Below are 25,980 nucleotides of genomic sequence, written 5' to 3' on the forward strand. Positions count from 1 at the left end.
TCCTTAATGGTTCAAAAAAATAAAACTCAGTCCCGTACTGAGTTTTATTATATTGTAGTTGTTTTGTTGGAAAAAACGCAGAGGCGCAAATTGTTATTAAAATAAACTGTCTTAAGGCGCCAGGATTTTATCTCCGATAAAATTGAACGCTGCTTATTTTTAAAGGTCATTCCAATAAAAAAATCTGCGGAAATCCGTGCCATCTGTGGGAAAACAATTGCATCAATTCTCTGAATTCCGACGGAGAAAGAATCTTATGAGTAATACATGAGATTCTTTACTATATTTATGACTAGGTTCGCAGATCTTTAATCTATATTCAAAATGACAATTTCCCTTGTTAAATGACATCAGAGCCCCTTTTTTAACGGAAAATATCATTGGGGAAATAAAATTCTGCAAAGATTTGGCATCAATATCTGAGGTTCTATTGATGTATTTACAACAAAGCCCATCTTCTACAAGATAGGCTTTGTTGTCAGTAAATATTTTTTTTGAAAATTCAACCTCAGCAAACTTCTCCCATACAGGATCACTATCCTCTACGTTCAGGTGTGAAACAGTTTTTTGTTGATAGCTGCCAATGCTGAATTTCATGGATTACAATAAATTTTCGTCTACAAGGTTCGGAAGTGTTACTTTCAGGTTAGGTTCTGCTTCCATGGCTCTTTTAATCGCGAAAACAGCGCCTTCATTTCTTGCCCAGCTTCTTCTTGAGATTCCGTTGTTGACATCCCAGAAAAGCATAGACTTCAGTCTTCTGTCGGCATCATCGCTTCCATCAAGGAGCATTCCGAAACCTCCGTTGATTACCTCTCCCCAGCCTACTCCACCACCATTGTGAATGGAAACCCAGGTAGCCCCGCGGAAACTGTCACCAATCACATTGTGAATCGCCATGTCTGCCGTAAATCTTGAACCGTCATAGATGTTGGAAGTTTCTCTGTAAGGAGAATCTGTTCCTGAAACATCATGATGGTCTCTACCCAATACCACGGGTCCGATTTCTCCATTTTTAATGGCTTTGTTGAAAGCTTCTGCAATTTTCATTCTTCCTTCCGCATCTGCATAAAGGATTCTCGCCTGCGAGCCTACCACCAGCTTATTTTCCTGTGCTCCTTTGATCCACTGGATGTTGTCTTTCATCTGCTGCTGGATCTCTTCAGGAGAGTTTTTAATCATTTCTTCCAATACTGCACATGCAATATCATCCGTTTTCTGAAGGTCTTCCGGATTTCCGCTTGTACATACCCATCGGAACGGCCCGAAACCATAATCAAAACACATAGGCCCCATAATATCCTGTACATAACTCGGATATCTGAATTCTCTTCCTAATGTAGGATTTTCTGCCATTACATCCGCTCCTGCTCTGGAAGCTTCCAGTAAGAAGGCATTTCCGTAATCGAAGAAATACGTTCCTTTTGCTGTATGTTTGTTGATGGCTGCTGCATGTCTTCTCAAGGTTTCCTGAACTTTTTCTTTGAATAGTTCAGGGTTTTCAGCCATCATAGTATTCGATTCTTCAAAACTTTGTCCTACCGGATAGTAGCCACCCGCCCAAGGATTGTGAAGTGAAGTCTGATCTGACCCGATGTCAATTCTTACATCTTCCTGATCGAATTTCTCCCAGACATCAACAATATTTCCAAGATAAGCCAGAGATACCGTTTCTTTATTCGCCTGCGCTTCTCTTACTCTTTTTACCAATGCATCAAGATCTTCATGGATCTCATTCACCCACTTCTGATCGTGACGAATTTTAGTGATTTTCGGATTCACTTCTGCACATACGGTTACACAGCCTGCAATATTTCCTGCTTTTGGCTGAGCACCACTCATACCTCCTAATCCTGAAGTTACAAAAAGCCCTCCTTTCGGTTCTTTTTTAATTTTTCTGAAAGCATTTAACGCAGTAATGGTTGTTCCGTGAACAATTCCCTGCGGGCCAATATACATATAGCTTCCCGCCGTCATCTGCCCGTACTGGGTAACGCCCAGTGCATTGAATTTCTCCCAATCATCCGGTTTGGAATAGTTCGGGATCATCATACCGTTTGTTACGACAACTCTCGGTGCATCTTTATGAGATGGGAACAATCCCATCGGATGTCCTGAATACATCACCAATGTCTGCTCATCACTCATTTCCGACAGATATTTCATCGTCAGCAGATACTGCGCCCAGTTGGAGAATACCGCTCCGTTACCCCCGTAAGTAATCAATTCGTGAGGGTGCTGTGCCACGGCATAATCCAGGTTATTCTGGATCATCAGCATAATGGCTTTCGCCTGCTCAGATTTTCCGGGATAGTCTGTGATAGGCCTCGCCTTCATCTCATAATCCGGACGGAAACGATACATATAAATCCTTCCATAATCTTCCAGTTCCTGCTTAAATTCAGGAATAAGGTCTGCATGAAATTTAGGATCAAAATAACGTAAAGCATTCTTCAATGCCAGTTTTTTCTCTTCTTCCCCTAAAATTTCTTTACGCTTCGGAGCATGGTTGATATTCGTTTCGTATGGTTTTGGTTGTGGCAGCTGATCAGGAATCCCCTGCTGTATCTGTTCTTGAAATGTCATATTGCTATTTAAAGGTCTATGTTTTAAACAATGTTTGAAGTTTTAAAGATATTCAAAATAGGAAATATAGACAAGTGAAAGGATGAAAATGGCTTATAGGGTTTAAGGTTTAAGGTTTAAGGTTTAAGGTTTAAGGTTTAAGGTTTAAGCAAAATTATGAAATCTGTAAATCAGCTGCTATTAGATATTAAATACTATATTTGAAAAGACGCACCTCAATTCCCCTCCTTTGGAGGGGTGGATTTCAAAGTTAATAACTTTGGAAGACGGGGTGGTTAAAAATAAACACAATCATGAAAGAAATCCTTACCGTCATCAACGGAATTTCCATCCGCAGGAATTTCGTTGAGAACTTACCCTACAATCCCTATTTAAAAATATTATTAAAAGAAAAGCGTAAAGCCCGGATCTTGGGTGAAGTACTATTCTGGAAAAAAGTTCGGGCAAAAAAATTTTATACTATTGATTTTGACAGACAAAGGGTTATTGGCAATTATATTGTTGATTTTTATGTGAAAACTTTAGGACTCATTATAGAAATAGATGGTTCCAGCCATGATGAAAAGCAGGTTTATGATGGGATAAGAGAGGAATATCTTGAATCATTAGGGCTGTTGGTTTTCAGGATTAGTGATTTTGATGTGAGGAATAATCTGAGTTTGGTGATGAAGGAGTTGGAGGGTTTTATTGTGCTGCATTATGGAACCACCCCGTCTTCAAAAACTATTTAATTTTTTGAATCCACCCCTCCAAAGGAGGGGAATTGCCTTTACTAAAAGAAGTCGTTTTTCAACATAAAAAAACCTCACTGAAAATCAGTAAGGCTGGGTGTATATCGCAAAATATCAGGTTAAAACATCATCATTTTCCTCTTCATGGTCATCTTCATTATCGCTGATGCTCCAGTAGTTATTTTCTTCGTCCTCTGATCCTATCTCTTCCATGTCATCATCATCCTCAGTTCCGGGAATATCCAATCCTTTATCAATTTTATCTTCATCAGGGTCTTCATCCAAGATAGGAATTCCATCTCCATCAAGCGGGATATGTTTCTCTTTTTTGAATATATCTTCGTTAGGATTATAATCCATCTGTTCCAGCTTTCTGTTTTGTTCATTTATATTGTCTTCTGGTGTCATAATAGGTAAGATTTTTTGGTTTATAGATTGAGAACAAAAATAATTCCAAGTTATGATGAATGGTTAGAATAAACTTCAGAATTGGCACAATGCGGCATTTTTTCATTTTTTGAAAAAGCAATGATATTTCCCGCAGCCAGTCTGGCCATTCCGTTTCGGGCTTCAACAGTGGCAGAACCGATATGCGGGAGAATGCAGACACTTGAAAGCTCCAAAATAGGATCGTCAGGAGACATGGGTTCCGGATTGGTGACATCAACCAATGCCTGATAGAGATCTTTTTGATTGTGAAAACCTCCTCTGGCCGTGTTGATGAAAATTGCATCCGGTTTCATCTGCTCAAACAGTGGATAGTTAAACAGTTCTGTATGTTCCGGAGTAAAGGCAGCGTGAACACTCAAAACATCTGAGTTTTTGATTAACTCTTCAAAAGAAACATAGGCGGCTCCCAGCTCCTGCTCTGCTTCTTCATTATGATGGCGGTTGTGATAAATAATATTCATTCCAAAAGCTTTCTTCGATTTCTCGGCCATTTCAAACCCGATACGTCCTAAACCAAAAATTCCGAGGGTTTTTCCATAAAGCTCCTGTCCCAGGGCATGTAAAGGATCAAATGAACCCCAATTTCCATCCTTCACCTTCCGGAAATTATAGCTTGCTCTTCTCGCCACAGACTGCATCAGTAAAAAAGCGACATCTGAAGTGGCTCTGCTCAATACATCAGGAGTATTCCCTACCGGAATGTGTCTTCGGCTGGCTTCTTTAATGTCTACATGATCAAATCCTACAGAATACAAAGCAATGGCTTTAACATTCGGGCAGGCTTCAAAAAAGTTTTTGTCATATTTAAATTCTGAACCAATATTTAAGACCACATCGGTATTTTTACAGTAATGCAGCCATTCTTCATAAGAAAGGTTTTCTTTTTCCGGTAAAATAATCTCCAGACCGGCTTCTTCCAGCATTTTAATTCCTGTTTCGGGAATTCTTTTATTAATAAAGACTTTCATTGTGATGGATTAATGCTTGTAAATAAAAAACCTCACTCGCAAAAAGTAAGGTTCGTGAACTTTAATATTAAAATGATTTCTTATTATCTGAATCGTCCTTGTATTTTTCCCAGGCTTCAGAAGCCATTTCCTGAATTTCCGTCCAAACTTCTTTTGCCGATTTCTGAGCCTGCGACATAAATCCCTGTTTGGTAGCTTCCTGATTCCTGCTTTTCATGTCATTGATGTAATCTTTTACCTGTTGGGAATAGCTTTCTACACTATACCCTGGATTATTATGCAGGTTTTTCTGAAGATTACTAAAATCATGTGACGCCTTGAATCTGTTCGTGTCCATAATAGTAAGATTTTAGTGATTGGTTCTCTTATGAATCCAATTTTCATTCCGAAAAAGATTTAAAATGTATTAAAAAAAATTAAATCTTATTAAGGTTTTCTTTCTTAATTCAGAACCGTATGATAAAGCAGATTAAAGAGAAGAACTCTTTATGATTGATAAAAACAAGCTTCTAAGAGCTGGTTTGAGGCCAGTACTTGCCAAGTATATTATTTTCCGATACATTACTGATTGGTACTGCCAAGCATCGGAACAAATTTATAAGCCCCGAATTCTTCTTTCTCAAATTCTGTAGGCCCTACTTTGGTAAATCTGTATAAAACCTGTTCGTCAGTAGGCCCTAACGGAATCACCATTATACCTCCGATGTTCAGCTGTTTTAAAAGCTCTGTCGGTAAAGAGGAAGCTCCGCAGGTAACAATGATCTTATCAAAAGGAGCAAAAGTAGGAAGTCCGGCAAAACCATCTCCGAAACTCTGGAATTTAGGAAACAAATGAAGTTCTCTGAGTTTCTTTTTGGAAAAATCAAAAAGGTCTTTCTGTCTTTCTATAGTATAAACATGAGCTTTCATTGCCATTAAAACAGCGGTCTGGTATCCGCAGCCAGTCCCTATTTCCAATATTTTTTCACCAGGTTTTACCTTCAGCAGTTCAGACTGTTCCGCTACCGTGGAGGGATGGGAAATGGTCTGCTGAGCCAGAATAGGGAATGCCCGGTCTTCATAGGCAAAATCTTCAAAAATACTTTCGATAAAAAGGTGTCTTGGAACTTCACTCATAGCCGAAAGTACATTCTCATCTGAAATTCCAATTCTGTTTCGAAGATATTCGACTAAAATCTTTCTTTTTCCTTTATGTACAAACGAATCCTGCATTTGACAAAAGTAAGAAATTAGAAATTAGATTTCATAAATTGGAGGAAAGAATTATCCGCAAAAACTGCTTCTACAATGTAACTTCTTTCTTATCTTTACAAAAATTTAATACAGCTATGTTAAAAGCAGGTTTGGTAGGTGCCGGACACTTGGGAAAAATACATTTAAAACTTCTTAATCAGTCAGATCGATATGAATTTGTAGGCTTTCATGATAAAGATGTTGAAAACGGAAAGAAATTAGAAGCCGAATTCGGATATACATATTTTGAAAATTTTGATGACTTGCTGGCACAGATCGATATGCTGGATATTGTTACGCCAACGATTTATCACTACGATTATGCTTTAAAAGCGATTGAAAAAGGTCTTCATTTCTTTATTGAAAAGCCGGTAACCCAAACTCTTGAGCAGGCAGAAGAAATCCTTCGTTTGTGCCAGGAAAAAGGAATCAAGGCACAGGTAGGACACGTTGAAAGATACAACCCTGCTTTTATTGCCACTAAGGAATACATCAGCAATCCGATGTTTATTGAAATTCACAGATTGGCTGAATTTAATCCACGGGGAACAGATGTTTCTGTGGTATTGGACCTGATGATTCATGACCTGGATATTCTGTTGAGCATGGCCAAATCTAAAGTGAAAAATATTCATGCAAGCGGTGTTTGTGTGGTAAGCAAAACTCCGGATATTGCCAATGCAAGAATAGAATTTGAAAACGGATGTGTAGCCAATCTTACGACTTCCAGAATTTCTATGAAGGCGATGAGAAAAAGCAGGTTCTTCCAGAAAGACGCTTACATTTCCGTTGATTTCCTTGAGAAAAAAGCTGAAGTGATTAGAATGCAGGATGCTCCTGAAAACCCTACCCCATTTGATATGATTATTGAAAATGCAGAGGGAGAAAAAAACCAGATCTTGTTTGAATACCCAAATATTCAGCCTAACAATGCTATTTTAGACGAATTGAATTCTTTTGCAGACGCCATTACAGGCGACAAAAATGTAGAAGTTTCTCTCGAAGACGGAACTGAAGCGTTGAAAGTGGCTTTAGAGATTATGAAACTGATCAGTTAAAAATACGCAGTCTTATTTAAGCAGCAATACATACAATGCTATCTTATAATTAGAATAAATGGATTATGAGATAGCATTTTTTATTATAAACGCAAAGTTTCATTTTCAGCTACGAATTATATTGAGTGAGTAAAGGTTTAATCGATTAAAAATCGATTTGATGAAGCTGTAGAATTATCCAATCAATTCACGCTTTGCTTTTTAACAATTTACATAATGAGATAAAAACTTTTTATCAATAATTACTGATTTAACAAGAAAAAACTCTTTTCAAAATAAAAAAACAATATATTTGAAGAATAATTCAATATAATATTGAAAAATTTCATTTTACATCTATTATGGATATCTGGCACAATAAATGAGTTGAACGGAAACTCATCTTGTATTGCCGTTATTCATTATCATTTCTGACATTTTCCTATTATTTAAAACCATTGAAACTACTATGAAAAGAGCTATTCTATTGTCCGCATTTTTATTGTCTCAATTTGGGACATCACAATTATTAAAGACTTCAGGACAAAAAATCGTTAATGAGAAAGGTGAAAACATTCAGCTGAGAGGCCTTGGCCTTGGCGGCTGGATGCTTCAGGAAGGTTATATGCTGAAAACGGCTGACTTTGCCGGGCCTCAGTATAAGATTAAGGAAAAGATTGCAGAATTAATTGGTGAAGACGGAATGAATGAGTTCTACAAAGCTTACCTTAAAAATGGAATCACCAAACAGGATATTGACTTTTTAGCCAAAGCAGGATTCAATTCTATAAGGCTTCCAATGCATTATAACCTTTATACGCTGCCAATTGAAAAAGAGCCTTCAAAAGGAAAAGATACATGGCTGGAAGAAGGCTTTACAATGACAGATGAACTTCTTCAATGGTGTACCGATAACAAAATATACCTGATTCTGGACCTCCATGCAGCTCCGGGAGGACAGGGAAATGATGCCAATATATCTGATAATGATAAATCTAAACCTTCCCTTTGGGAAAATGAGGAGAATCAGAGGAAAACGGTGGCCCTGTGGAAAAGACTGGCTGAAAGATATAAAGACAATCCATGGATTGGCGGTTATGACCTGATTAATGAACCCAATATCAATTTCACAGGTAAAAACCCGAATGGTACAGATGAAATGTCCAATGCTCCGCTCTGGAAGCTTCAAAAAGAAATTACAGCAGCCATCAGAGAGGTCGACAAAAAACATATGATCTTCATTGAAGGTAACGGATGGGGAAATAACTATAACGGACTTCCCGCTCTGTGGGACAGCAATATGGCTTTCAGCTTTCATAAGTACTGGAATTACAATGATGATCAGACCCTGAAATTTGCACTGGAACTCAGAGAAAAACACAATATCCCGATCTGGCTTGGCGAAACTGGGGAAAATTCAAATGTGTGGTTTACTGAGCTTATTCAGCTTCTGGATAAACATAATATCGGATATGCATTCTGGCCTATGAAAAAAATAGATAACATCGCCGGGATTGCCAATGTAAAGACCACTCCTGAGTATGAAAAGCTATTGGATTATTGGAAAAACGGGGGTGAAAAACCTTCGAAAGAGTATGCGATGAAAGCTTTAATGCAGATTGCAGACCATTATAAACTGAGCAATACGGAAGTAAAAAAAGATGTCATAGATGCGATGTTCAGGCAGACAAAGGATGCTTCAACAAAGCCATTTAAAAATCATCAGGTGCCGGGAAGGGTATTTGCTTCAGAGTATGATTTGGGAAGAATGGGTGCTGCCTATCTGGATAAAGATTTTATTAATTTGTGGGTAAGTGATCCCGCTAAGAGATCGGAATGGAACTCCGGACAGCAGATGAGAAATGACGGAGTGGACATTTATAAATGTAATGATAAGATCACGAATCAGTATTATGTAGGGAAAACAGAATCCGGGGAATGGCTTCAGTATACGGTTCAGTCAAAAGGAGATAAAAGCTATACGTTTGACATCAGATATGCGGCGGCTAATGATTCTAGAATAAGAATTGAAACAGCTAACGGAAAAGTTCTGGCAAATGTTTCGTTGCCATCCAGCGGGGGAAAGGAGAACTGGAAAACGGTTTCAGCAAAAAACATCAGTCTTCAGAAAGGAGAAAACAGGATCAGAATCTTCTTTGAAAGTGATGGTGCGAATCTGAATTATTTTGAATTAAAATAGTAATAATTGTCTTAAATTGCAGCTCTCTTCCGGTCTTCGGAAGAGGGCTTTTTTAATGATCATACTATGAAAAAAACAGCATTCTTTTTTCTTCTGATTTCAGCATTTACATTGGGGCAGACCTCTTTATTAGAACAAAAAATAAACTCAATTCTAAAGAACAAAAAAGCCACAGCCGGAGTTTCTGTCTTAGGTTTTGAAAATGGTTTTAAATATGATAAAAATGCAGACAAAAAACTGCCCATGCAAAGTGTTTTTAAATTTCACATTGCTGCAGCAGTTCTTAATGCCCTAGATCAGGGAAAACTTTCTCTGGATCAGAAAATTAAACTGGACAAATCAAACCTGCTTGAGAATACATGGTCGCCGCTCCGCGATAAATATTCCGAAGGAAATATTGAAATTCCGCTAAGTGAAGTGATAGAATATACAGTTGCCAAAAGTGATAACAACGGCTGTGATATTCTCCTTAAGCTATTGGGAGGAACTCAGGCTGTCCAGAAATTCATGGATTCCAGGGGTGTAAAAGGTTTTCAGATCAAATACAATGAAGAAGCTATGCATAAAGACTGGAATGCTCAGTATGAAAATTACAGCACCACAAAATCAGCGGTTGATGTCCTTAAAAGATTCTATGATAGTAAATTACTTTCCAAAAAATCTACAGATTATCTGCTGAAAGTGATGTGGTCTACTTCTACAGGCTTGAATAAAATGGTAGAGCAGCTGCCAGAAAACACTCCTGTGGCCAGAAAAACGGGATCTTCCGGAAAGAACAATGCCGGTTTAACGGGTGCTGAAAATGAAATAGGGATCGTTACATTACCGAACGGAAAACACTATGCATTAGCTGTATTTATCAGTAATTCAATGGAAACGGATGCCGTCAACTGCAGGATGATTTCAGATATTTCCAGGGAAGTCTGGGAATATTTTAATAAATAAAATTTTAAGCTTATTTTTAAAGCGATTTTTAACATGAAAAAATTAATAGTAATAACGGCTCTGTTTGCATTCACATTCTTTTACTCACAGAAGAATCAGAATTATTTACAGATAAGCTATGGAAGTGTATGCTGTGGTCCGCCATCTGATAAACCCGTCATCAGCTTTCTGAAAGAATTTAAGAATAAAAGCCAGATAAGAAGCCTGGAAATCCTGATACAAAAAGGGATGGGAAGAGAGGGCGAATATACTTTATATGTGGGCACAGATTTTCTTACAAAGAATCAAAAAAAGCGTCTTGTGAGAGGATTAACGGCTACTGTTTCCAATCAGAACAACAATAAGAAAAATCAAAGTACCGGAACTGTTTCCTTTGATTCAGCTACTGTTGTTTCACAATCGGATCTTAAAGAGGTGAAAAATTTAACTATCTATAAAAAATAAGGAAAAATGATCAAAAACATTGTAGTTATCGGAGCGGGAACCATGGGGAATGGTATTGCACATACTTTCGCACAAAGCGGTTTTAAAGTAAATCTTGTAGATGTATCTCAGGAAGCTCTGGACAGAGGTGTAAAAACCATTACTACCAATCTTGACAGAATCATTGCAAAAGGAAATCTTACAGAGGAACAAAAAGCTGAAACGCTGGGAAACATCACTACTTTTACAGCATTGAATGATGCAGCAGGCGCTGCAGATCTTATTGTTGAAGCAGCTACAGAGAACCTGGATCTTAAACTGAAAATCTTCGGTCAGATGGATGAGCTGGCTCCTGAAAATTGTATCCTTGCAACCAATACTTCATCTATTTCTATCACCAAAATTGCTGCAGCTACGAAAAGGGCTGATAAGGTAATCGGTATGCACTTCATGAACCCGGTTCCTATTATGAAACTGGTAGAAATCATTAAAGGATATTCTACTTCAAAAGAGACTTTTGATGCGGTTTATGAAATGAGCAAAACATTGGGGAAAGTGCCTGTAGAGGTGAATGACTATCCTGGTTTCGTAGCGAACAGAATTTTAATGCCAATGATCAATGAATCTATCGAAACGCTTTATAACGGAGTGGCAGGTGTAGAAGAAATTGATACGGTAATGAAATTGGGAATGGCCCATCCGATGGGTCCGCTTCAGCTGGCAGACTTTATTGGTCTTGATGTATGCCTTGCTATCCTGAACGTAATGTATGACGGATTCAAAAATCCAAAGTATGCCCCGAATCCGCTATTGGTAAATATGGTAACCGCAGGAAAACTGGGTGTAAAATCAGGTGAAGGCTTCTACGATTATTCAGAAAGCAAAAAAGCTGAAAAAGTTTCAAAAATGTTTTTGAAGTAACCTTAAATCAATAATTTTATTTATCTTTGAGAAAGTTAAAACATTAAAAAAATGAAATTACCAAAGTTTTTATTAGCAGATAATTCGGAGTTTCCAGAGGATCTATTCGTAGTTCATACAGAATACCCAAGATTTATCCTAAACGTTGAGGAAGAAGAAGTTGAGTGGTTAGATGATCTTGAAGGTGATGATGAAGAAACGATGGCAGACGAGGCTACTAAGGTAGTTGAAGCAGCATTCAAATGGTGCGACGAAGAGTTGGCTAAGTACGACGAAGAAGAGGAAGATTAATAACACTCTAAACATAAAAAAGGAACTCAATTGAGTTCCTTTTGTTTTTTATTCTGATTTAGTGAATTTCAGTAACAAAAGATTGTCCTTATACAATTCTAAAGTATTTCCGGAAATCACATATTTGTTTGCTTTTCCCATCATATCCATAAAGTTCTGCTCCACTCCGATGTTGTTGCACATCATTTTAGTAGAACCCATTTGTCCCGCTGTAAAACCACCTGTAGACGGATCTATGGTTGCTGTCCCGAAATAGTTGTTGCATCCGGCATTTCCGGTGATTTTCTCTCCTTCAATATTCAATGTCGGAATTTTACCTTTTACATTTTCAGCTAATGTCCATTTTGTATTGGCAAGAGCAGGCTGAGCTTTTCCCACTTTAGAAGCAGACGGGCTTGTCATGGATCCACATGAAGCCAACACTGCAGCTGTACATATACTTAAAAAAAGATTTTTCATTTTTTTCTTTTTGAATTCACCCAAATTTACGGAATTTATATTATCTAAACGGGCTGCAGCGAATTTTATTATTCTTTAACACTTGATATTTTGAATATTTTTCGGGGATTAATTTCCGTAATAAATACCTTTTTTAGTTTTAATAAGGTTGGGAAACACTATTTTCATTTAAATACAAATAGCACAAATACTTTCACAAATATCACAAATGGAAATTCAATAGGAACGGGCTATAATCCTGAGCTTAGTCGAAGGAAGCCTGTTTTTGTCTCAACAAAAATTCATTTGGCTTTATAACCGAAACATAACAATAAAAGCGACATTATCTAAAACAAAAAACGGGCTTTTTAAAGTCCGCTTTTTGTTATCGTGATATATATATTTTCAAGTATTAAGATCTCAACTCAGCGTTGAATTCTTTCTGGAAAGCTTTAATCAGAGAATCCATTACTTCTGTAATCTCTTTTTCTTCCAGGGTTTTTTCTTCGTTCAACAGCTCAAAGCTCATTGCGTAAGACTTCTTACCTTCAGGAAGATTTTTACCTTCATACACGTCGAACAGATTGATGTTCTTAATGAATGGAGATTTGTTCTTATTAGCAGTCTGATATAAATCCTGATAGTTTACCGTTTTATCAATTAATAAAGCTAAGTCTCTTCTGATTTTGTTGAATTTCGGAATGTCTTTGAATTTCAATTCATTTTTAGAACGTAATTCCTGAGCATATTCCAGTTCAATTTCTGCATAGAAACATTCCTGATCAATATCAAAGTCTTTTAACAACGCAGGAGCTACTTTTCCAATTCTAGCCAAAGTTTTACCTTCTGCCTCGTATGCCAGTGCATCAGAGAATCTTTCGTCAGACAAGGCAACTTCTTTGTAATCTACAGCAAGTCTTTCCAATAAAACTTTTACATATGCTTTAAGGTTATAGAAACTTACGGCAGATTTTGACTGAAGCCAGTTTTCGGCAACATCTCTTCCTGAAACCAATAGTGCCAATTGTTTTCTTTCTTCGTATTTATCTTTTTTGTGATAAATTTTTCCTAATTCAAAGAATTTGATATCCTGATTCTTTCTGTTGATATTGTATACTGTATTCTGAAGAAGCCCTTCCAATAAAGACTTTCTCATGAATGCCAGATCACCGCTTAAAGGGTTTAACAGTTTTACCGCGTCAGTTTCATCTTTTACAGAAGTCAGTGAATTGTTCATTACTTCATTGAAACCAAGACCTTGTAAAGTTCTTGCCCAGCTGTTTTCCAGTTCGTCCTGATCATTAGCACTCAGCTTAACAGGAGTAAATGAAATTTTCTGTGGAGCATCAATCTTATTATATCCGTAGATTCTTAAAATCTCCTCAATCACATCAATTTCTCTTGTTACATCTGCTCTGTAAGCAGGAACAGAGATTTCAAAACCGTTAGGTATTTCATTTAAAACCTGAATTTCCAGGGCTTTTAAGATTTCCTTTACTTTTTCTCTGTGGATTTTTGTTCCTAAAATCTGCTCTATTTTAGAGAATCTCAGGATCACATAGTTGTCCTCTATTTTCTTAGGATATTCTTCCAGTAAATCTCCTGCTAATTTACCTTCAGCAATTTCCTGAATCATTTTAATAGCATGAGTAATCGCAGTTCTTGTAAGGTTCGGATCTACCCCTCTTTCAAATCTGAAAGAAGCATCCGTATTCAGGCTGTGCGCTTTAGCTCCTTTTCTTACCGCAATCGGGTTGAAGTAAGCACTTTCAAGGAATATTGTTTTCGTTGTTTCAGATACGCCTGAGTTTTCGCCACCAAATACGCCGGCAATACACATTGGGTTGTCTTTACCGTCTTTGATCATGATTTCAGAACCATTCAATGTTCTTTCCACACCATCTAAAGTAGTAAATTTTGTTCCCGGTTTTACTACGCCTACTTTTACTTTCTTATCAGCAATTTTATCTGCATCAAATGCGTGAAGCGGCTGTCCGTACCCGTGAAGGATATAGTTGGTAATATCTACAACGTTGTTTATCGGGCTTAATCCGATTGCTTTTAATCTGTCTTTTAACCAGGAAGGTGATTCTGCTACTTTTACGTTTTCAATCACGGCTCCTATATATCTCGGACATAATTCTGCATCTTCAATTTCCAGTTTGAAATCATGAGTTCCTTCATTATTCAACGTTTCGGAAGCTACTTTATTAAATTGTGACTTCAACTGATTTGTAGAAAGATAGGCGTGTAAATCTCTGGCAACACCATAGTGAGACATGGCATCTGTTCTGTTCGGCGTTAACCCGATTTCAAACACTTCGTCATTGGTAAGTTCAAAATAGTCAGCAAAGTTTTTCCCAACTTCATATTGGGTTTCATCAAGCACCATGATTCCTCCATGATCTTCGCTAAGACCCAATTCATCCTCAGCACAGATCATGCCCTGAGAAACCTCACCTCTGATTTTTGCTTCTTTAATTTCAAAAAAGTTTCCGGTTTTGTCATAGATTTTAGTTCCGACAACAGCCACAGGAACAGTCTGCCCTGCTTCTACATTGGGAGCTCCGCAAACAATGTTCAATACTTTCCCGTTTCCTACGTCTACAGTTGTCTTCTTCAGCTTATCAGCATTAGGATGTTTTTCGCAGGTTAATACTTTACCTACAACAATACCTTCCAGACTGCCTCTTACACTTTCAAATTTATCTATCCCTTCAACTTCAAGACCTATATCTGTAAGGAATTCACCGATTCTTTCAGTTTTTGATTCCGTTTTTACAAAGTCCTTCAGCCAGTTGTTTGATATTTTCATTTGTTAATCTATCTACTTATTTAATTCGTCAGATGAGTTATAAGGATTCATCTGCTCTATTTTGAAACGTTATTTGAAATTCCACACTGTAATCAGGTGTAATTTTTCGAGCTACAAATGTCGTGTTTTTTTGAGAAATAGCGAAATTTAGAAGCCATTTTAAGATAATAAATTTCGTTAATCCTTCTGCTTTCTGATTTTGGAATCTATTCATCAGATGGTCCCGCTGCTTTCTTCAGGCTATCGGAAAATAATACCAGCCCTGCAGCCATCATGATAATGTCTTTCAGGACCAAACGTCCTGCTCCTGACAGATAGGGAAACCCAAACTGAGGTGTAGAGTAATCTCCACCCAGATTAGGCACATAAACCTCCGGAGTGGTGATGAGAAATGACAGGGTAACGAGTGACATTAAAAATGTTAAAGTTCCTCCAACGGCTCCGATTTTAGGAAACCAAATTCCCAATAGCACCATAATTCCAATAGCAACAATCACAGTACCCAAGCCGTAGGAAAAGGCATATGTTCCGTTTTCCTGATGCCAGTCAATATTTTTCTGAACCACTTTTCCTTCAGGATTTTTATACAAAGTGTATTCTGCAACCCGTTTTTTATCTTCATGATGAGTTAATTTAAACACGAATGACTCTAATGATTCACAAATAACACTATTTATAACTTCTTACTTGTGATATTCGTGAAAAAATTTGTGCAATTTGTGTTTCATTATATCAAAAATATTTTTCTGCAATTTTACATTCCGAAGTACTAAGATAAAAGCTTTTCCTATTTTTTCGTAATAATTTACATTGCAACTAAAAAACAAAAGCCGGAAAATTCCGGCTTTCTATTATTTGTTATGCTACTATTACAACCCGATTACCGGCATTGACAACATTAAGATATTTTCATTTTCTTCAAGACCATCAAGAGGTTCAATGATTCCTGGTCTGTTAGGCTGAGACATTTTCATGGTGATATCGTCAGATCCTAAAATTGTCAGCATTTCCGTTAAGAATTTTGAACTGAATCCGATATTGATATCTTCTCCATTGTAATCACAAGGAATCTGCATGTCAGCTTTATTTGCATATTCAGTATCTTCTGCATGAAGGTGAAGAATATTTCCGGAAAGCTTGAATCTTACCTGGTTGGTAGATTTGTTGGACATGATAGATGCTCTTTTGATTGCTCCCAGCAACAGGTTTCTGTTGATGGTCAATACATTTGGATTTTCTTTTGGAATTACCGCTGTATAGTTTGGATATTTACCATCAATCAGTCTACAGATCCAGATATGCTTACCAAAAGTAAATTTAGCCATATTCTCATTGAAGTCGATCGTAACGTCTTCATTGGAACTTGCCAGGATATTTTTGAAAATGTTAAGAGGCTTTTTAGGCATGATAAACTCCATCGGCTCGGCATTCATCAGGTCTGCTCTTTTGTACACCACCAATCTGTGGGAGTCTGTAGAAACGAAATTGGTTTCATTTTCTCCAAACTGGAAAAGAACTCCTGTCATTACCGGACGGAGGGAATCGTTACTTGTAGCAAATAGTGTGTTTGTCAAAGCTTCAGACAAAACTCCTGCAGGCATCGTTACACTCTGTGAAGCGTCGAATTCCGGCAATTCAGGATAGTCATCAGCATTGTCTAATGCTACTGCGAAATTATCTTTTTCATCTAAAATCTCAAGCTGGCTTCCCGTACCTTCGGCATTGTCTTTTACAACAAATGTCAGAGGCTGTTCACCATAGGTCTTGATAAAATCCTGAAAAATTTTAGCAGGAACAGCAAATTTACCTGTATCATCAGACTTTACTTCCAGGGAAGTAACAAGAGTTGTCTCGCCGTCAGATGCTGTAATGGTAACATTATTTCCGTCTAATTCAAAAAGATAGTTTTCTAAAATCGGTCTCGATTGAGAGCTTGATATTACGCCACTTACAGTTTGCAAAGCCTTCTGCAGTTCACCACTTGAAATAATAAATTTCATAGATTTATAAAATAAGTTTCTACAAATATAATAAATAGATACAACAAAGAAAAGAATAATATGGAGGAGTTTTTAACAAAGATCCTTAATCTGTTTTGAACCTTGATATTATGCTTTGATTTCTGCGGATATTCATTTTTTTATCAAATACAAAACCTATATTTGCGAAAAAAGTTTGAAAATCATGCAAAAACCTCCTATCCATAAAAGTTTTCTCAATGCTTTCCGGGGTGTTTTTATGATGATAAAAACGGAAAGAAATTTCCAGATTGAGCTTTTGGCATTCTTTGTCAATCTCTTTCTTGTTTTTTATTTCAAATTAAATTATACGGATGCAGCATTGGTTTTTATTGCTTCGTTTGCGGTCTTAAGTGCCGAAATTTTCAATACTGCTATTGAAAAGATCTGTGATATCATCCAGCCCGATTTTGACAAAAGAATTGGCTTTATCAAAGATATTGCTGCCGGTGCTGTAGTACTGACAGTCATTGCTTCGGTGATTGTGGGAATTCTGGTGTATTGGAAATATATTTTCAGCTGAGCTGGAAGAGAGAAGCTGGGAGCTGGAAGTTTAGACCACCCCGTCAAAAATTCTTTGAATTTTCGCCACCCCTCCGGAGGAGGGGAATGTTTACCCCTTCAATTCAAAGGTTGTGAAGTCAAGAATTTTTTACTTTTTTCTTATTTCACAGCGATGAAAATATCAATTTCTGCATCTAATGGATTTTGCGCTTTTTCTCCATACACTTCAAAATCGGCGGTAAATGTTCTGTTCAAATCCATTTCCCAGATTTTTATCCATTCATTGATCACCAAATCTTTTGAAATGTCTCCTTTTGTGGTAAATTTTATATAATTCCCACCATCAAAAGAATAACCAACCATCCCTTCCGGAATATTATCAAGATTGTTTACCTGACATCCAAGAACCGTTGTATAAGGTTTTGTATGGTCTTTTTCGTAGTCCGTGTAGATGGAATAGATAGTATTGTCTATTTTACCCGGTATTGAATTAAGCATATCTTCATTGATCATTTTTTCCCATAATAACGGGATATCTTTTGCTGCCTGTCCATTTTCATTCGTTGTTCTTACCGAAATACCGATTACCTTAAAAGGTTCTACTCTCACGTTCTTCATTGATTGATTTTTTTATTGATGACAAAGATAAGAGCAGGTTGCGACAACAGTGTGTCAGGAAGTTTTAAAGTTTTGGCCATTTTGAAGGTTGATATTTTTAAATAAACGGACTCCCTTCGACTAAGCTCAGGATTATAGCCGTTTCTTTTGAATTAAAAAAGAGTTTTGGAGATTGCTTCGCTTTGCTCGCAATGACTATTTCCCAACATAAATAAACCCTTTCTTTCCGGACTTAAAAACAGTTTCAATTCTTTTATAATCATCTACCTCGTATTCATCTGCATGGAGAATTTCTGCTTCTGTAACATCAAAAAGTACACCTTCTACCTGATCTTCATCATTCCCAGAAAATTCAAGTACGGGATGGTATTTCTGACCACTTTTCCGCAGTACTTCTGGGTCAGTAATTTCAAGCATATGTAATTTGTAGCCTGATAAGACGTCTTTTTCACCTTGTAAAAGTCTTCCGAAGGTTTCCATTTGAACCTGTTCTTTCTGTAAGGTTCCGTAAGAAAATAAATTGGGCATTATAAATATTTTTCAATAATTGGGATTGCGATTTCGGCCATCATTCCGTAGCCTTTTTCATTGGGATGTACACCGTCTGCAGAAAGCAGGATCTCTTTATCTTCTAAAAACGCAGCATAAAAATCAATATATTTCAACGAATTTTCGGCTGCCAGCTCTTTCAAAATCTGGTTGTAAACAATAACTTCTTCATTGGTTCTTAACTTCCCGGAGCTTACCACTACTCCATCTATTTTTTGAGAGAGAGGGAGAATGCTTACAAGATAAATCTCATTGGAAAATTGTCTGGCATGCTCAACAGCTTCTATAATATTGCTTTTAAACTTTTCAGGGTTTACAATGTGTACCCCATCTTTTACCGCAAGATCATTGGCTCCGTAACTTAAAAAAACGATATTTCCATCAGCGGAATTTCTTGCATTTAATTCGTGAGGAATTCTTTTCAGTAATCCTTCTGTAGTTTCTCCTCCGATTCCTAAATTGAATAAGATCAGCTCATCTCCATTTCCTTCGTGAAATTGCTGCAAGGCATATCTTTTTAAAATATCCACCCAGCCTCCAAAAACGCCGTCATATTCCCCGTAGGTAATGCTGTCACCGAAGAACAGCCCGTAAATAATTTTCTTCATTCAACTTTATTGTTTCCTGTTTTGTTGAAGTAAAAATAGTAAGAAAAACTATTAGTATCTTTCAATTCGCTTAGTTTTTAACGCAAAAGACGCTAAGGGTTTATATTAATTTTATATTTTCGTTCGCAAAGGCGTTTCACTCAGCAATAGACCAATTTGTGTCCTAGTTGAATAAACTTATTTGAACCATTAAGATTTTTGAAGGAATGAAGAATTATTTAGATAATGGCACAGCTATTAATAAGCAGGCTGCTTTATTCATCGTTGATGAATCTTAGCTTTCCTTAAAAACTTTATTATTCTTAATGGTTAAATAGTATATTTTGTTTTTTTGACGCAAAGATTTTATTGTTAACATATTTATTCCAGGAAGCAAAGAATGAATCAACAGGTTGATTTGATGAAGCTAGCTGGAAAATGTCAACATTTCCACTCATTACTCATTACTCATTACTTATCATTCTAACCTTAGTGTAATATTGGCATGTGATTCTATAATTTCTACCAGAATATCAAAAAGCGTCTGTCCTTTTCCTTCTGTCAAATTATCCAGTTTCTGTTGAATTAATTCTATGTTGAAAGGTTTCCCTTGTCTGATTTTATTTTCATAAAATTCTCGGGTGGCTTGATAGCCTAAGTCTTCTTTTGACTTTTCTGATTCTTTCCAGATCATTTCAATTTCTTCTTTGCCTTCAATCACTCCGAAACCTCCGTAGAGAATATCATCAAAGCCATCCAATGTTCCTACTTTCCAGTCTGTATCTTTCATCAGGACACTGGAAGCTTCTTCGTAGAAACCACCTAAAGACGAAAAATGACCGCCATGGATGACGATCATTTTTCTTGTATTGTTATTTGAAGTATTCAACACCGTTTTTGAATATGTTGTGATAATTCGCGGTTGGTATATTTTTCATGAGACCTTCAGCAAATCGTTCCGGGTGTCCCATTCTTCCATAGATCTTTCCACATAGACTGGTAACGCCTTCGATTCCGAATAATGAGTTATTTGGGTTGAATGGCATTCCGTGAGCAATGTTTCCATCAAGATCAATGTATTGGGTAGCGACCTGTCCGTTTTCATACAATTTCTTGATTTCTTCTTCCGAAGCCATGAAACGTCCTTCTCCATGGGAAATCGGAATAGTGAAAGTTTGACCTTTCATTCCTTTTAACCAAGGGCTTTCGTCATTCACTACCTGTACTGTTACCATCTGAGAGATGTGTCTTCTGATGGCGTTGTGCGCTAGCGTTGGAGAGTTTTCATCCAGATCTTTGATTCTTCCGTAAGGCAGCAGTCCTGATTTCACAAGCGCCTGGAATCCGTTACAGATCCCGATGATCATCCCGTCTCTGTCTAATAATTCGTGAACTGCATTTTTCATTTTCTCGTTTTTCAGAACGTTAACAATGAATTTTGCAGAACCATCCGGCTCATCACCTGCAGAGAAACCTCCTGAGAATGCCAGAATCTGAGATGTTCTGATCTCTTCTACCCATGCATCAATACTTTCATCCAGTAACTGGTGATTGATATTGATCAAAGGCAAGCTGCTTACTACAGCTCCTTCTTTCCGGAATGCATTCAGCGTGTCATACTCACAGTTAGTTCCCGGGAATACCGGAGCGAAAACTTTAGGCTGTGCAATTCCGTGTTTTTTGATGATGATATTTCTTGGGTTGACAGAGTTGTGTTTTGCATCAATTTCAACCGTAATCTTTTCTTTTTCTACCGTTGGGAAAAGCTTCTCGAATGTATTGGTATTGGCTGCTACAAGGTCTGTAATGTTTGATTCAAGACCATTGATTTTTACCATACCTGAATCTTTTACTTCTCCAATCAGCTGAAGAGCAGCCGAACTTAACTCTTCTTTTGCTTCAATGATTAAGCTACCGATATTTTTAGCCAATAAAACTGCTTCATCAGCATTGATCTCAGCTCCTAATCTGTTTCCGAAGCTCATTTTTGCTAAAGCTACTGCAAGACCTCCTTCTTTCACTGTTTTCACAGAAACAATTTTTCCTGCTTTGATGTTTTCAAAAATGAATTCAAAAACTTCTTTTAAAGCATTATAGTTCGGAAGTCCGCTTTCCTGAGCGATATGATTGAAGAAATACAGTTTGTTTCCTGCATTTTTCAATTCAGGAGAGATGATATTTTCTTTGTCTCCGTTGGCACATGCAAAAGAAATCAGGGTTGGCGGTACGTTCAGATCCTGGTACGTTCCACTCATGGAATCTTTTCCTCCGATGGCAGCAAGACCTAAATTGATCTGTGCATCGTAAGCTCCAAGAAGTGAAGCCAAAGGTTTACCCCATTTTTCTGGATTTTGTCCTAGTTTCTCGAAATATTCCTGGAAGCTTAGTCTGATATTTTTATAATCACCTCCCATCGCTACAATCTTCGCAACACTCTCTACTACAGCATAAGATGATCCTAACAGTGAGTTTTGTTTTGAGATTTCAGCATCGAATCCCCAGCTTGCCAGAGAAACGGTTTTAATATTTTTTGCTCCTAAAATTGGCAATGTCTGTACACTTCCTTCCATCAGGGTCTGCTGGTATTTTCCACCTAAAGGCATTGCTACTGTAGTGGCTCCAATTGAAGAGTCGAACATTTCAAGCAGTCCTTTTTGAGAAGCCACGTTTTTATCTTTTAAGATGTTTATGAAGTTTTCTGCTGTGAAAGCTTTTATTTCTTCTTTTACTTCTTCAAGGTGAGTAATTTTCACTTCCTGAGATTTTGAACATCCGTTGGTATCTAAGAACGCTCTTGAAAGGTCTACAATTTTGTCTCCTTTCCAGAACATCTGCATTCTTCCTGAATCTGTTACTTTTGCTACTTCTACGGCAACAATGTTTTCAGCTTCACAGAATCTGATGAATTTTTCTTTATCCTGAGGATCTACTACCACAGCCATTCTTTCCTGAGATTCAGAAATAGCCAGCTCGGTTCCGTTTAATCCTTCATATTTTAACGGGAGTACATCAAGGTTTACTTCTAAAGAGTCTGCAATTTCACCAATTGCCACAGAAACTCCTCCTGCTCCGAAGTCGTTTGATTTTTTGATCAGCTTCGTTATTTCAGGATTTCTGAATAATCTCTGGATTTTACGCTCTTCTACAGCATTTCCTTTCTGAACTTCGGAACTCATGGTATGGATAGAAGTTTCGTCCTGCTCTTTTGAGCTTCCGCTTGCTCCTCCTACTCCGTCACGGCCTGTTGCTCCTCCTAAAATGATGATTGAATCACCGTTTTCAGGCTTCTCACGTCTTACCCAGTCTACAGGAACAGCTCCGGTAACGAAACCTACTTCCATTCTCTTGGCCTTGTAGCCTTCGTCATAGATTTCGGAAACCATTGTAGTGGCAAGACCGATCTGGTTACCATAAGATGAATATCCGTTGGCAGCTTGCTTTGTAATGGTTTTCTGAGGTAATTTTCCTGGTAATGTTTTGTCAACAGATTCTAAAACGTCTGCTGCACCCGTTAATCTCATGGCCTGGAATACAAAAGACCTTCCGGATAATGGGTCTCTGATAGCCCCTCCCAAACAAGTGGATGCTCCTCCGAAAGGTTCAATTTCTGTTGGGTGATTATGTGTTTCGTTTTTGAATAATAAATACCAGGGTTCTTTTTTGCCGTCGTATTCTGCTTCGATCTGGATGGTACATGCATTAATCTCGTCTGAAATGACAAGATTATCCAGGCTTCCTGTTTTATGGAAATATTTACCGCATACTGTTGCAAGATCCATCAAGGAAATTGGCTTCAGCTCACGGCCTAAGAATTTTCTTTTTTCGATATAATCATTGAAAATAGTTTCCAATGTGTGTTTGAACTGACCTTCAAACTGAATGTCTGACAACTGTGTTTCGAAAGTGGTGTGACGGCAATGGTCGCTCCAATACGTGTCTAATACTTTTAATTCTGTTTCCGTAGGATTTCTCTCTTCAGTTTTGAAGTATTCCTGAATGAATTTCAAGTCGTCTAATCCTAATGCAAAACCGTGGTTGTTATAGAAATTCTCCAGTTCCGCATCATTGAAATTGATAAAATTTTCGTGGATGATTACTTTTGACGGTGTTTCATCAGCTGGAATATCCAGAATAGATAAGTCTTTTTCCTGAGATTCTACTTTGTTGATCAGAAGGTCTTTGATTTTAACCAAATCCGCTTCAGAAACTCCTTCAAATTCGATTAATTTTCCACTTCTTACTTTTGATTTTTCATTTTCTGTCAGTAAAGCGATACACTGCTGCGCAGAATCTGCTCTCTGATCATACTGGCCAGGCAAAAATTCCATTCCGAAATGAATTGTTTTTGCTGGGTTTTCTGTATGTAAAATATCAGTAACAGGGTCTACAAATGTATTGTTTACTACTTTTTCGAATTCTCCGTCATTCAAGTTGAAAATATCGTACACATTGTATACCTTTACGCTTTGAACGGCCGGAACAACCGCTTTTACTTCATCAAAAATTTTTGGACTTTCAACATCGAAAATTCCTCTTTTTTCTACGAAAATTCTTTTGTTATTAGACATTAGATGTCAGATTTTTAATATTAGATTTATTTTTAATTTTCAAATTTATTTCTTGCTATCTCTATTGAACGATGCAATTTTTCAAGCAAAACTTTTTCTGAAGGTAAGATAAGTAAATATTCTGCTACTTTTATATTATCTCCTTCCAGATTCATGAGTTCTATATGTTCGGAATTTTTCCCGGAACAAAGGATTAAACCAATGGGAGGGTTCTCCCCTTCTACTTTCTATTGTGATTCTTTTTTGTCTTGAAAGAAATGCAAAATCACTTCCCAGCTCAGAAATGAACTTTTGGAGTTCCACAATAATGGCTTCTTCTAAATCTTTTTCAGAAAAGGTATCTTTCAATTCTAAAAAATCAAGAAAATAGGGATCCTTAAAAACCAAATCAGGATTTAGAATATTATTTTCAGACCAGTTTTTCAGCTCTTTATCTATTATTTCTTCAGGCTTTTTACTTATTGCTGTTCGTTCAAAAAGCAGAGAATTGATTTTTTCTCTTAATACCCTAACACTCCAATTTTCAATTTTACAAACTTCAAGATAAAAGTTTCTTTTAGTATCTTGAGAAATAGGAATAAGAAGTAAAAAATGGGTCCATGATAATTGTCGCATGGCTGATGCGACAATTTCAAAGTCATCAAAAACAGATGCAAACTGCATCATTTTTCGGATATTTTTTTCAGAAAATGAATTTCCAAATTCTAACGTAAGTTGTTGAGAGATCTGTACAATAACTTCTTTGCCATACTCTGCTCTTTTATTATTTAAAACATCTGCATTTATTCTTTTGCCAATTTCCCAGTACAAAACCACCATTGCCGAGTTTACTTGAGCTGCAACCTGACTTTTCGTCTTGTCTACCAGCTCCTTCAGATCGGTCATTAATTGTTGATGATTTTGATTCTGTAACATTATTAAAAATTAGATGTCAGATTTTTTACTATTAGATTTATTTTTCTTTTACTGAATTTAAAATTTCATACTTTAAATCCTTTTGTATTGGAAATTTTTGAAAGATATTTTCTCCAATTACTATTCTGTACAAATTTAAAGGAATAAGTCATACCTTCTTTAAATTCGAACTGTAGAATTTCCAATTTTATTTTATTTATTGATAAATTTATTCGGATTATCTTTATGTTCTTTCTGAAAATCTTCTGCGCTTTTTATTTCTGCTTTCAGCCAGTTTTCAAAAGGAATCTTTTTTTCATCAAAATCATCCATCGTATACACTGTTTTTCCATCTTCTGAAACCAGGAACTTGAAACGGTACAGCATATCTAAGTCCTTCTTTCTGTAATTATAGGTATTTACCTGATAATACGGAAAGTTTTGTTTTGGTCTTTCTACAATTTCAAAAAACAGTTTTTTTTCATTTTCAGACAGTTTATCGTAAAAATTCACATAATAAAGATCTGAAAGCTTTTTCTCCTGCTTTTCAAAGAACTGAAGAATATTCTTCTCCTTTTCATTATATTGAAACGGATTCGGATAGTATTTTCCATCTATTTCAACTTCATTACCTGATTGTTTTGCAACCGGCTGAACGGTTTGTCCTTGGGTATTCATCACACCCCATTTTCCTCCGACAATGGATCTGTGCTCATCATTGGTTTTTTCCCAATCACAGCCGTCACAAAATGCTGCGTAACCATAATTAAAAGGTGATGCAAAATCATGCTCAGCTTCAATAATAATTTTGCCGTTACGGTCTGCAAATCCTACTTTACCCTTCTTAACCAATCTTCTTAAGCCTTCGGAGAAATAATCTGCTCCATTATCATAAAGGAAAGGCTGGTACAGAAATTTTCCATTTTTGTCATACACATATCCCCATGCATTTTTTTCCGGTTTTTCACCTTCTTTATCCCCATCAAAAAGAATGGTTTCTCCTTGTACAGGATCTCCATCTTTTAGAAATGAAAAGATTTTGAACTGCGCCGGAACAATTATTTTTCCTGCTTTATCTTTTACTCCCACCAGAGAATCTTTGGATTTAAAATAATATAAATCTTTTGTCTCCTGAGAAAAGGAAATGATTGGTGTTAATATAATGGCTAGTAGCAGTTTTTTCATATAATTGGAGTGGGAAATA

24 protein-coding genes and 1 pseudogene are annotated in these 25,980 nt (G+C 36.9%); 8 read left to right on the top strand and 17 right to left on the bottom strand.

What is annotated here, in order from left to right:
• Positions 1–222: 222 nt before the first annotated feature.
• Together ACP3T3_RS06135 and ACP3T3_RS06140 are read right to left on the bottom strand one after the other, a co-directional pair.
• Entirely contained in the window at positions 223–597 is a 375-nt protein-coding gene (locus tag ACP3T3_RS06135; RefSeq protein ID WP_426479031.1) for a hypothetical protein, read from the bottom strand.
• A gap of 3 nt (positions 598–600) precedes the next feature.
• On the bottom strand, positions 601–2,586 hold the full coding sequence (locus tag ACP3T3_RS06140; protein WP_426479032.1) for a urocanate hydratase: 1,986 nt from the start codon (positions 2,584–2,586) through the stop codon (positions 601–603).
• A 293-nt stretch (positions 2,587–2,879) separates the two neighbouring features.
• Between ACP3T3_RS06140 and ACP3T3_RS06145 the strand changes: the two genes are divergently transcribed.
• Positions 2,880–3,317 (top strand): endonuclease domain-containing protein, encoded by a 438-nt coding sequence (locus ACP3T3_RS06145; protein WP_426479033.1) that lies wholly within the window; start codon positions 2,880–2,882, stop codon positions 3,315–3,317.
• 114 nt (positions 3,318–3,431) lie between these two features.
• On the opposite strand, the gene ACP3T3_RS06150 is transcribed toward ACP3T3_RS06145, so the two are convergent.
• From ACP3T3_RS06150 to ACP3T3_RS06165, 4 genes are all read right to left on the bottom strand, one after another.
• Positions 3,432–3,725 (bottom strand): hypothetical protein, encoded by a 294-nt coding sequence (locus ACP3T3_RS06150; protein ID WP_426479034.1) that lies wholly within the window; start codon positions 3,723–3,725, stop codon positions 3,432–3,434.
• A gap of 50 nt (positions 3,726–3,775) precedes the next feature.
• Entirely contained in the window at positions 3,776–4,735 is a 960-nt protein-coding gene (locus tag ACP3T3_RS06155) for a 2-hydroxyacid dehydrogenase (protein WP_426479035.1), read from the bottom strand.
• Between the two features lie 67 nt (positions 4,736–4,802).
• On the bottom strand, positions 4,803–5,072 hold the full coding sequence (locus ACP3T3_RS06160) for a prevent-host-death protein (protein WP_426479036.1): 270 nt from the start codon (positions 5,070–5,072) through the stop codon (positions 4,803–4,805).
• Positions 5,073–5,296: 224 nt separating this feature from the next.
• Positions 5,297–5,947 (bottom strand): protein-L-isoaspartate(D-aspartate) O-methyltransferase, encoded by a 651-nt coding sequence (locus tag ACP3T3_RS06165; protein WP_426479037.1) that lies wholly within the window; start codon positions 5,945–5,947, stop codon positions 5,297–5,299.
• Between the two features lie 116 nt (positions 5,948–6,063).
• Here ACP3T3_RS06165 and ACP3T3_RS06170 point away from each other — a divergent pair, with 116 nt between their 5' ends.
• The 6 genes from ACP3T3_RS06170 (at position 6,064) to ACP3T3_RS06195 (ending at position 11,785) form a co-directional block, all read left to right on the top strand.
• Positions 6,064–7,026, top strand: coding sequence for a Gfo/Idh/MocA family protein (locus ACP3T3_RS06170; protein ID WP_426479038.1), 963 nt, complete (start codon positions 6,064–6,066; stop codon positions 7,024–7,026).
• 448 nt (positions 7,027–7,474) lie between these two features.
• Positions 7,475–9,205, top strand: a complete 1,731-nt coding sequence (locus ACP3T3_RS06175; RefSeq protein ID WP_426479039.1) for a cellulase family glycosylhydrolase — start codon at positions 7,475–7,477, stop codon at positions 9,203–9,205.
• A gap of 66 nt (positions 9,206–9,271) precedes the next feature.
• Positions 9,272–10,150 carry a CGA/CIA family class A beta-lactamase gene (bla-A, locus tag ACP3T3_RS06180; protein ID WP_426479040.1) on the top strand — a complete coding sequence of 293 codons (879 nt, stop codon included), beginning with the start codon at positions 9,272–9,274 and terminating at the stop codon, positions 10,148–10,150.
• Between the two features lie 33 nt (positions 10,151–10,183).
• Entirely contained in the window at positions 10,184–10,594 is a 411-nt protein-coding gene (locus tag ACP3T3_RS06185) for a hypothetical protein (protein ID WP_426479041.1), read from the top strand.
• Positions 10,595–10,603: 9 nt separating this feature from the next.
• Positions 10,604–11,494 carry a 3-hydroxybutyryl-CoA dehydrogenase gene (locus ACP3T3_RS06190; RefSeq protein WP_426479948.1) on the top strand — a complete coding sequence of 297 codons (891 nt, stop codon included), beginning with the start codon at positions 10,604–10,606 and terminating at the stop codon, positions 11,492–11,494.
• 51 nt (positions 11,495–11,545) lie between these two features.
• Entirely contained in the window at positions 11,546–11,785 is a 240-nt protein-coding gene (locus tag ACP3T3_RS06195) for a hypothetical protein (RefSeq protein WP_002977986.1), read from the top strand.
• A gap of 48 nt (positions 11,786–11,833) precedes the next feature.
• Here ACP3T3_RS06195 and ACP3T3_RS06200 read toward each other — a convergent pair whose 3' ends face one another.
• The 4 genes and pseudogenes from ACP3T3_RS06200 to dnaN all read right to left on the bottom strand — a co-directional run bounded on the left by ACP3T3_RS06200 (position 11,834) and on the right by dnaN (position 17,038).
• Positions 11,834–12,244: an META domain-containing protein gene (locus ACP3T3_RS06200; RefSeq protein WP_426479042.1), complete on the bottom strand. Its 411-nt coding sequence runs from the start codon at positions 12,242–12,244 to the stop codon at positions 11,834–11,836.
• A gap of 391 nt (positions 12,245–12,635) precedes the next feature.
• Positions 12,636–15,038, bottom strand: coding sequence for a phenylalanine--tRNA ligase subunit beta (gene pheT, locus ACP3T3_RS06205; protein ID WP_426479043.1), 2,403 nt, complete (start codon positions 15,036–15,038; stop codon positions 12,636–12,638).
• 206 nt (positions 15,039–15,244) lie between these two features.
• Positions 15,245–15,658, bottom strand: a pseudogene (locus ACP3T3_RS06210) (YkgB family protein); the annotation flags it as partial.
• A gap of 249 nt (positions 15,659–15,907) precedes the next feature.
• On the bottom strand, positions 15,908–17,038 hold the full coding sequence (gene dnaN, locus ACP3T3_RS06215; RefSeq protein ID WP_034699704.1) for a DNA polymerase III subunit beta: 1,131 nt from the start codon (positions 17,036–17,038) through the stop codon (positions 15,908–15,910).
• 184 nt (positions 17,039–17,222) lie between these two features.
• Here dnaN and ACP3T3_RS06220 point away from each other — a divergent pair, with 184 nt between their 5' ends.
• Positions 17,223–17,579 carry a diacylglycerol kinase family protein gene (locus ACP3T3_RS06220; RefSeq protein WP_426479044.1) on the top strand — a complete coding sequence of 119 codons (357 nt, stop codon included), beginning with the start codon at positions 17,223–17,225 and terminating at the stop codon, positions 17,577–17,579.
• A gap of 140 nt (positions 17,580–17,719) precedes the next feature.
• Here the strand turns inward: ACP3T3_RS06220 and ACP3T3_RS06225 are convergent, their stop codons facing one another.
• From ACP3T3_RS06225 to ACP3T3_RS06255, 7 genes are all read right to left on the bottom strand, one after another.
• Positions 17,720–18,178 carry a GyrI-like domain-containing protein gene (locus tag ACP3T3_RS06225; protein ID WP_426479045.1) on the bottom strand — a complete coding sequence of 153 codons (459 nt, stop codon included), beginning with the start codon at positions 18,176–18,178 and terminating at the stop codon, positions 17,720–17,722.
• 195 nt (positions 18,179–18,373) lie between these two features.
• Complete coding sequence (locus ACP3T3_RS06230) at positions 18,374–18,706, bottom strand: gamma-glutamylcyclotransferase family protein (protein ID WP_426479046.1); 333 nt, start codon at positions 18,704–18,706, stop codon at positions 18,374–18,376.
• On the bottom strand, positions 18,706–19,335 hold the full coding sequence (locus tag ACP3T3_RS06235) for an SGNH/GDSL hydrolase family protein (RefSeq protein ID WP_426479047.1): 630 nt from the start codon (positions 19,333–19,335) through the stop codon (positions 18,706–18,708). Before ACP3T3_RS06235 ends, ACP3T3_RS06230 begins: the two co-directional genes overlap by 1 nt.
• A gap of 457 nt (positions 19,336–19,792) precedes the next feature.
• On the bottom strand, positions 19,793–20,206 hold the full coding sequence (locus tag ACP3T3_RS06240; RefSeq protein ID WP_426479048.1) for a ribonuclease inhibitor: 414 nt from the start codon (positions 20,204–20,206) through the stop codon (positions 19,793–19,795).
• Complete coding sequence (locus tag ACP3T3_RS06245; RefSeq protein WP_426479049.1) at positions 20,187–23,882, bottom strand: phosphoribosylformylglycinamidine synthase; 3,696 nt, start codon at positions 23,880–23,882, stop codon at positions 20,187–20,189. Before ACP3T3_RS06245 ends, ACP3T3_RS06240 begins: the two co-directional genes overlap by 20 nt.
• 135 nt (positions 23,883–24,017) lie before the next feature.
• Positions 24,018–24,797, bottom strand: a complete 780-nt coding sequence (locus tag ACP3T3_RS06250; RefSeq protein ID WP_426479050.1) for a PDDEXK nuclease domain-containing protein — start codon at positions 24,795–24,797, stop codon at positions 24,018–24,020.
• 192 nt (positions 24,798–24,989) lie between these two features.
• Complete coding sequence (locus ACP3T3_RS06255; RefSeq protein WP_426479051.1) at positions 24,990–25,961, bottom strand: WG repeat-containing protein; 972 nt, start codon at positions 25,959–25,961, stop codon at positions 24,990–24,992.
• Between the last annotated feature and the right edge of the window lie 19 nt (positions 25,962–25,980).

It is taken from the genome of Chryseobacterium sp. CBSDS_008 (genome assembly GCF_049959325.1).
Taxonomy (GTDB): Bacteria; Bacteroidota; Bacteroidia; order Flavobacteriales; family Weeksellaceae; genus Chryseobacterium.

Excerpts from the sequence above, each read along its gene's own strand:
- ACP3T3_RS06160 (WP_426479036.1), bottom strand. The coding sequence starts at position 5,072 with ATGGACACGAACAGATTCAAGGCGTCACATGATTTTAGTAATCTTCAG.
- ACP3T3_RS06165 (WP_426479037.1), bottom strand. The coding sequence starts at position 5,947 with ATGCAGGATTCGTTTGTACATAAAGGAAAAAGAAAGATTTTAGTCGAA.
- ACP3T3_RS06145 (WP_426479033.1), top strand. The coding sequence starts at position 2,880 with ATGAAAGAAATCCTTACCGTCATCAACGGAATTTCCATCCGCAGGAAT.
- ACP3T3_RS06185 (WP_426479041.1), top strand. The coding sequence starts at position 10,184 with ATGAAAAAATTAATAGTAATAACGGCTCTGTTTGCATTCACATTCTTT.
- ACP3T3_RS06170 (WP_426479038.1), top strand. The coding sequence starts at position 6,064 with ATGTTAAAAGCAGGTTTGGTAGGTGCCGGACACTTGGGAAAAATACAT.
- ACP3T3_RS06230 (WP_426479046.1), bottom strand. The coding sequence starts at position 18,706 with ATGCCCAATTTATTTTCTTACGGAACCTTACAGAAAGAACAGGTTCAA.
- ACP3T3_RS06135 (WP_426479031.1), bottom strand. The coding sequence starts at position 597 with ATGAAATTCAGCATTGGCAGCTATCAACAAAAAACTGTTTCACACCTG.
- ACP3T3_RS06250 (WP_426479050.1), bottom strand. The coding sequence starts at position 24,797 with ATGTTACAGAATCAAAATCATCAACAATTAATGACCGATCTGAAGGAG.
- ACP3T3_RS06235 (WP_426479047.1), bottom strand. The coding sequence starts at position 19,335 with ATGAAGAAAATTATTTACGGGCTGTTCTTCGGTGACAGCATTACCTAC.
- bla-A (WP_426479040.1), top strand. The coding sequence starts at position 9,272 with ATGAAAAAAACAGCATTCTTTTTTCTTCTGATTTCAGCATTTACATTG.
- ACP3T3_RS06195 (WP_002977986.1), top strand. The coding sequence starts at position 11,546 with ATGAAATTACCAAAGTTTTTATTAGCAGATAATTCGGAGTTTCCAGAG.
- ACP3T3_RS06225 (WP_426479045.1), bottom strand. The coding sequence starts at position 18,178 with ATGAAGAACGTGAGAGTAGAACCTTTTAAGGTAATCGGTATTTCGGTA.
- ACP3T3_RS06245 (WP_426479049.1), bottom strand. The coding sequence starts at position 23,882 with ATGTCTAATAACAAAAGAATTTTCGTAGAAAAAAGAGGAATTTTCGAT.
- ACP3T3_RS06175 (WP_426479039.1), top strand. The coding sequence starts at position 7,475 with ATGAAAAGAGCTATTCTATTGTCCGCATTTTTATTGTCTCAATTTGGG.
- ACP3T3_RS06155 (WP_426479035.1), bottom strand. The coding sequence starts at position 4,735 with ATGAAAGTCTTTATTAATAAAAGAATTCCCGAAACAGGAATTAAAATG.
- ACP3T3_RS06140 (WP_426479032.1), bottom strand. The coding sequence starts at position 2,586 with ATGACATTTCAAGAACAGATACAGCAGGGGATTCCTGATCAGCTGCCA.
- ACP3T3_RS06255 (WP_426479051.1), bottom strand. The coding sequence starts at position 25,961 with ATGAAAAAACTGCTACTAGCCATTATATTAACACCAATCATTTCCTTT.
- dnaN (WP_034699704.1), bottom strand. The coding sequence starts at position 17,038 with ATGAAATTTATTATTTCAAGTGGTGAACTGCAGAAGGCTTTGCAAACT.
- pheT (WP_426479043.1), bottom strand. The coding sequence starts at position 15,038 with ATGAAAATATCAAACAACTGGCTGAAGGACTTTGTAAAAACGGAATCA.
- ACP3T3_RS06150 (WP_426479034.1), bottom strand. The coding sequence starts at position 3,725 with ATGACACCAGAAGACAATATAAATGAACAAAACAGAAAGCTGGAACAG.
- ACP3T3_RS06220 (WP_426479044.1), top strand. The coding sequence starts at position 17,223 with ATGCAAAAACCTCCTATCCATAAAAGTTTTCTCAATGCTTTCCGGGGT.
- ACP3T3_RS06200 (WP_426479042.1), bottom strand. The coding sequence starts at position 12,244 with ATGAAAAATCTTTTTTTAAGTATATGTACAGCTGCAGTGTTGGCTTCA.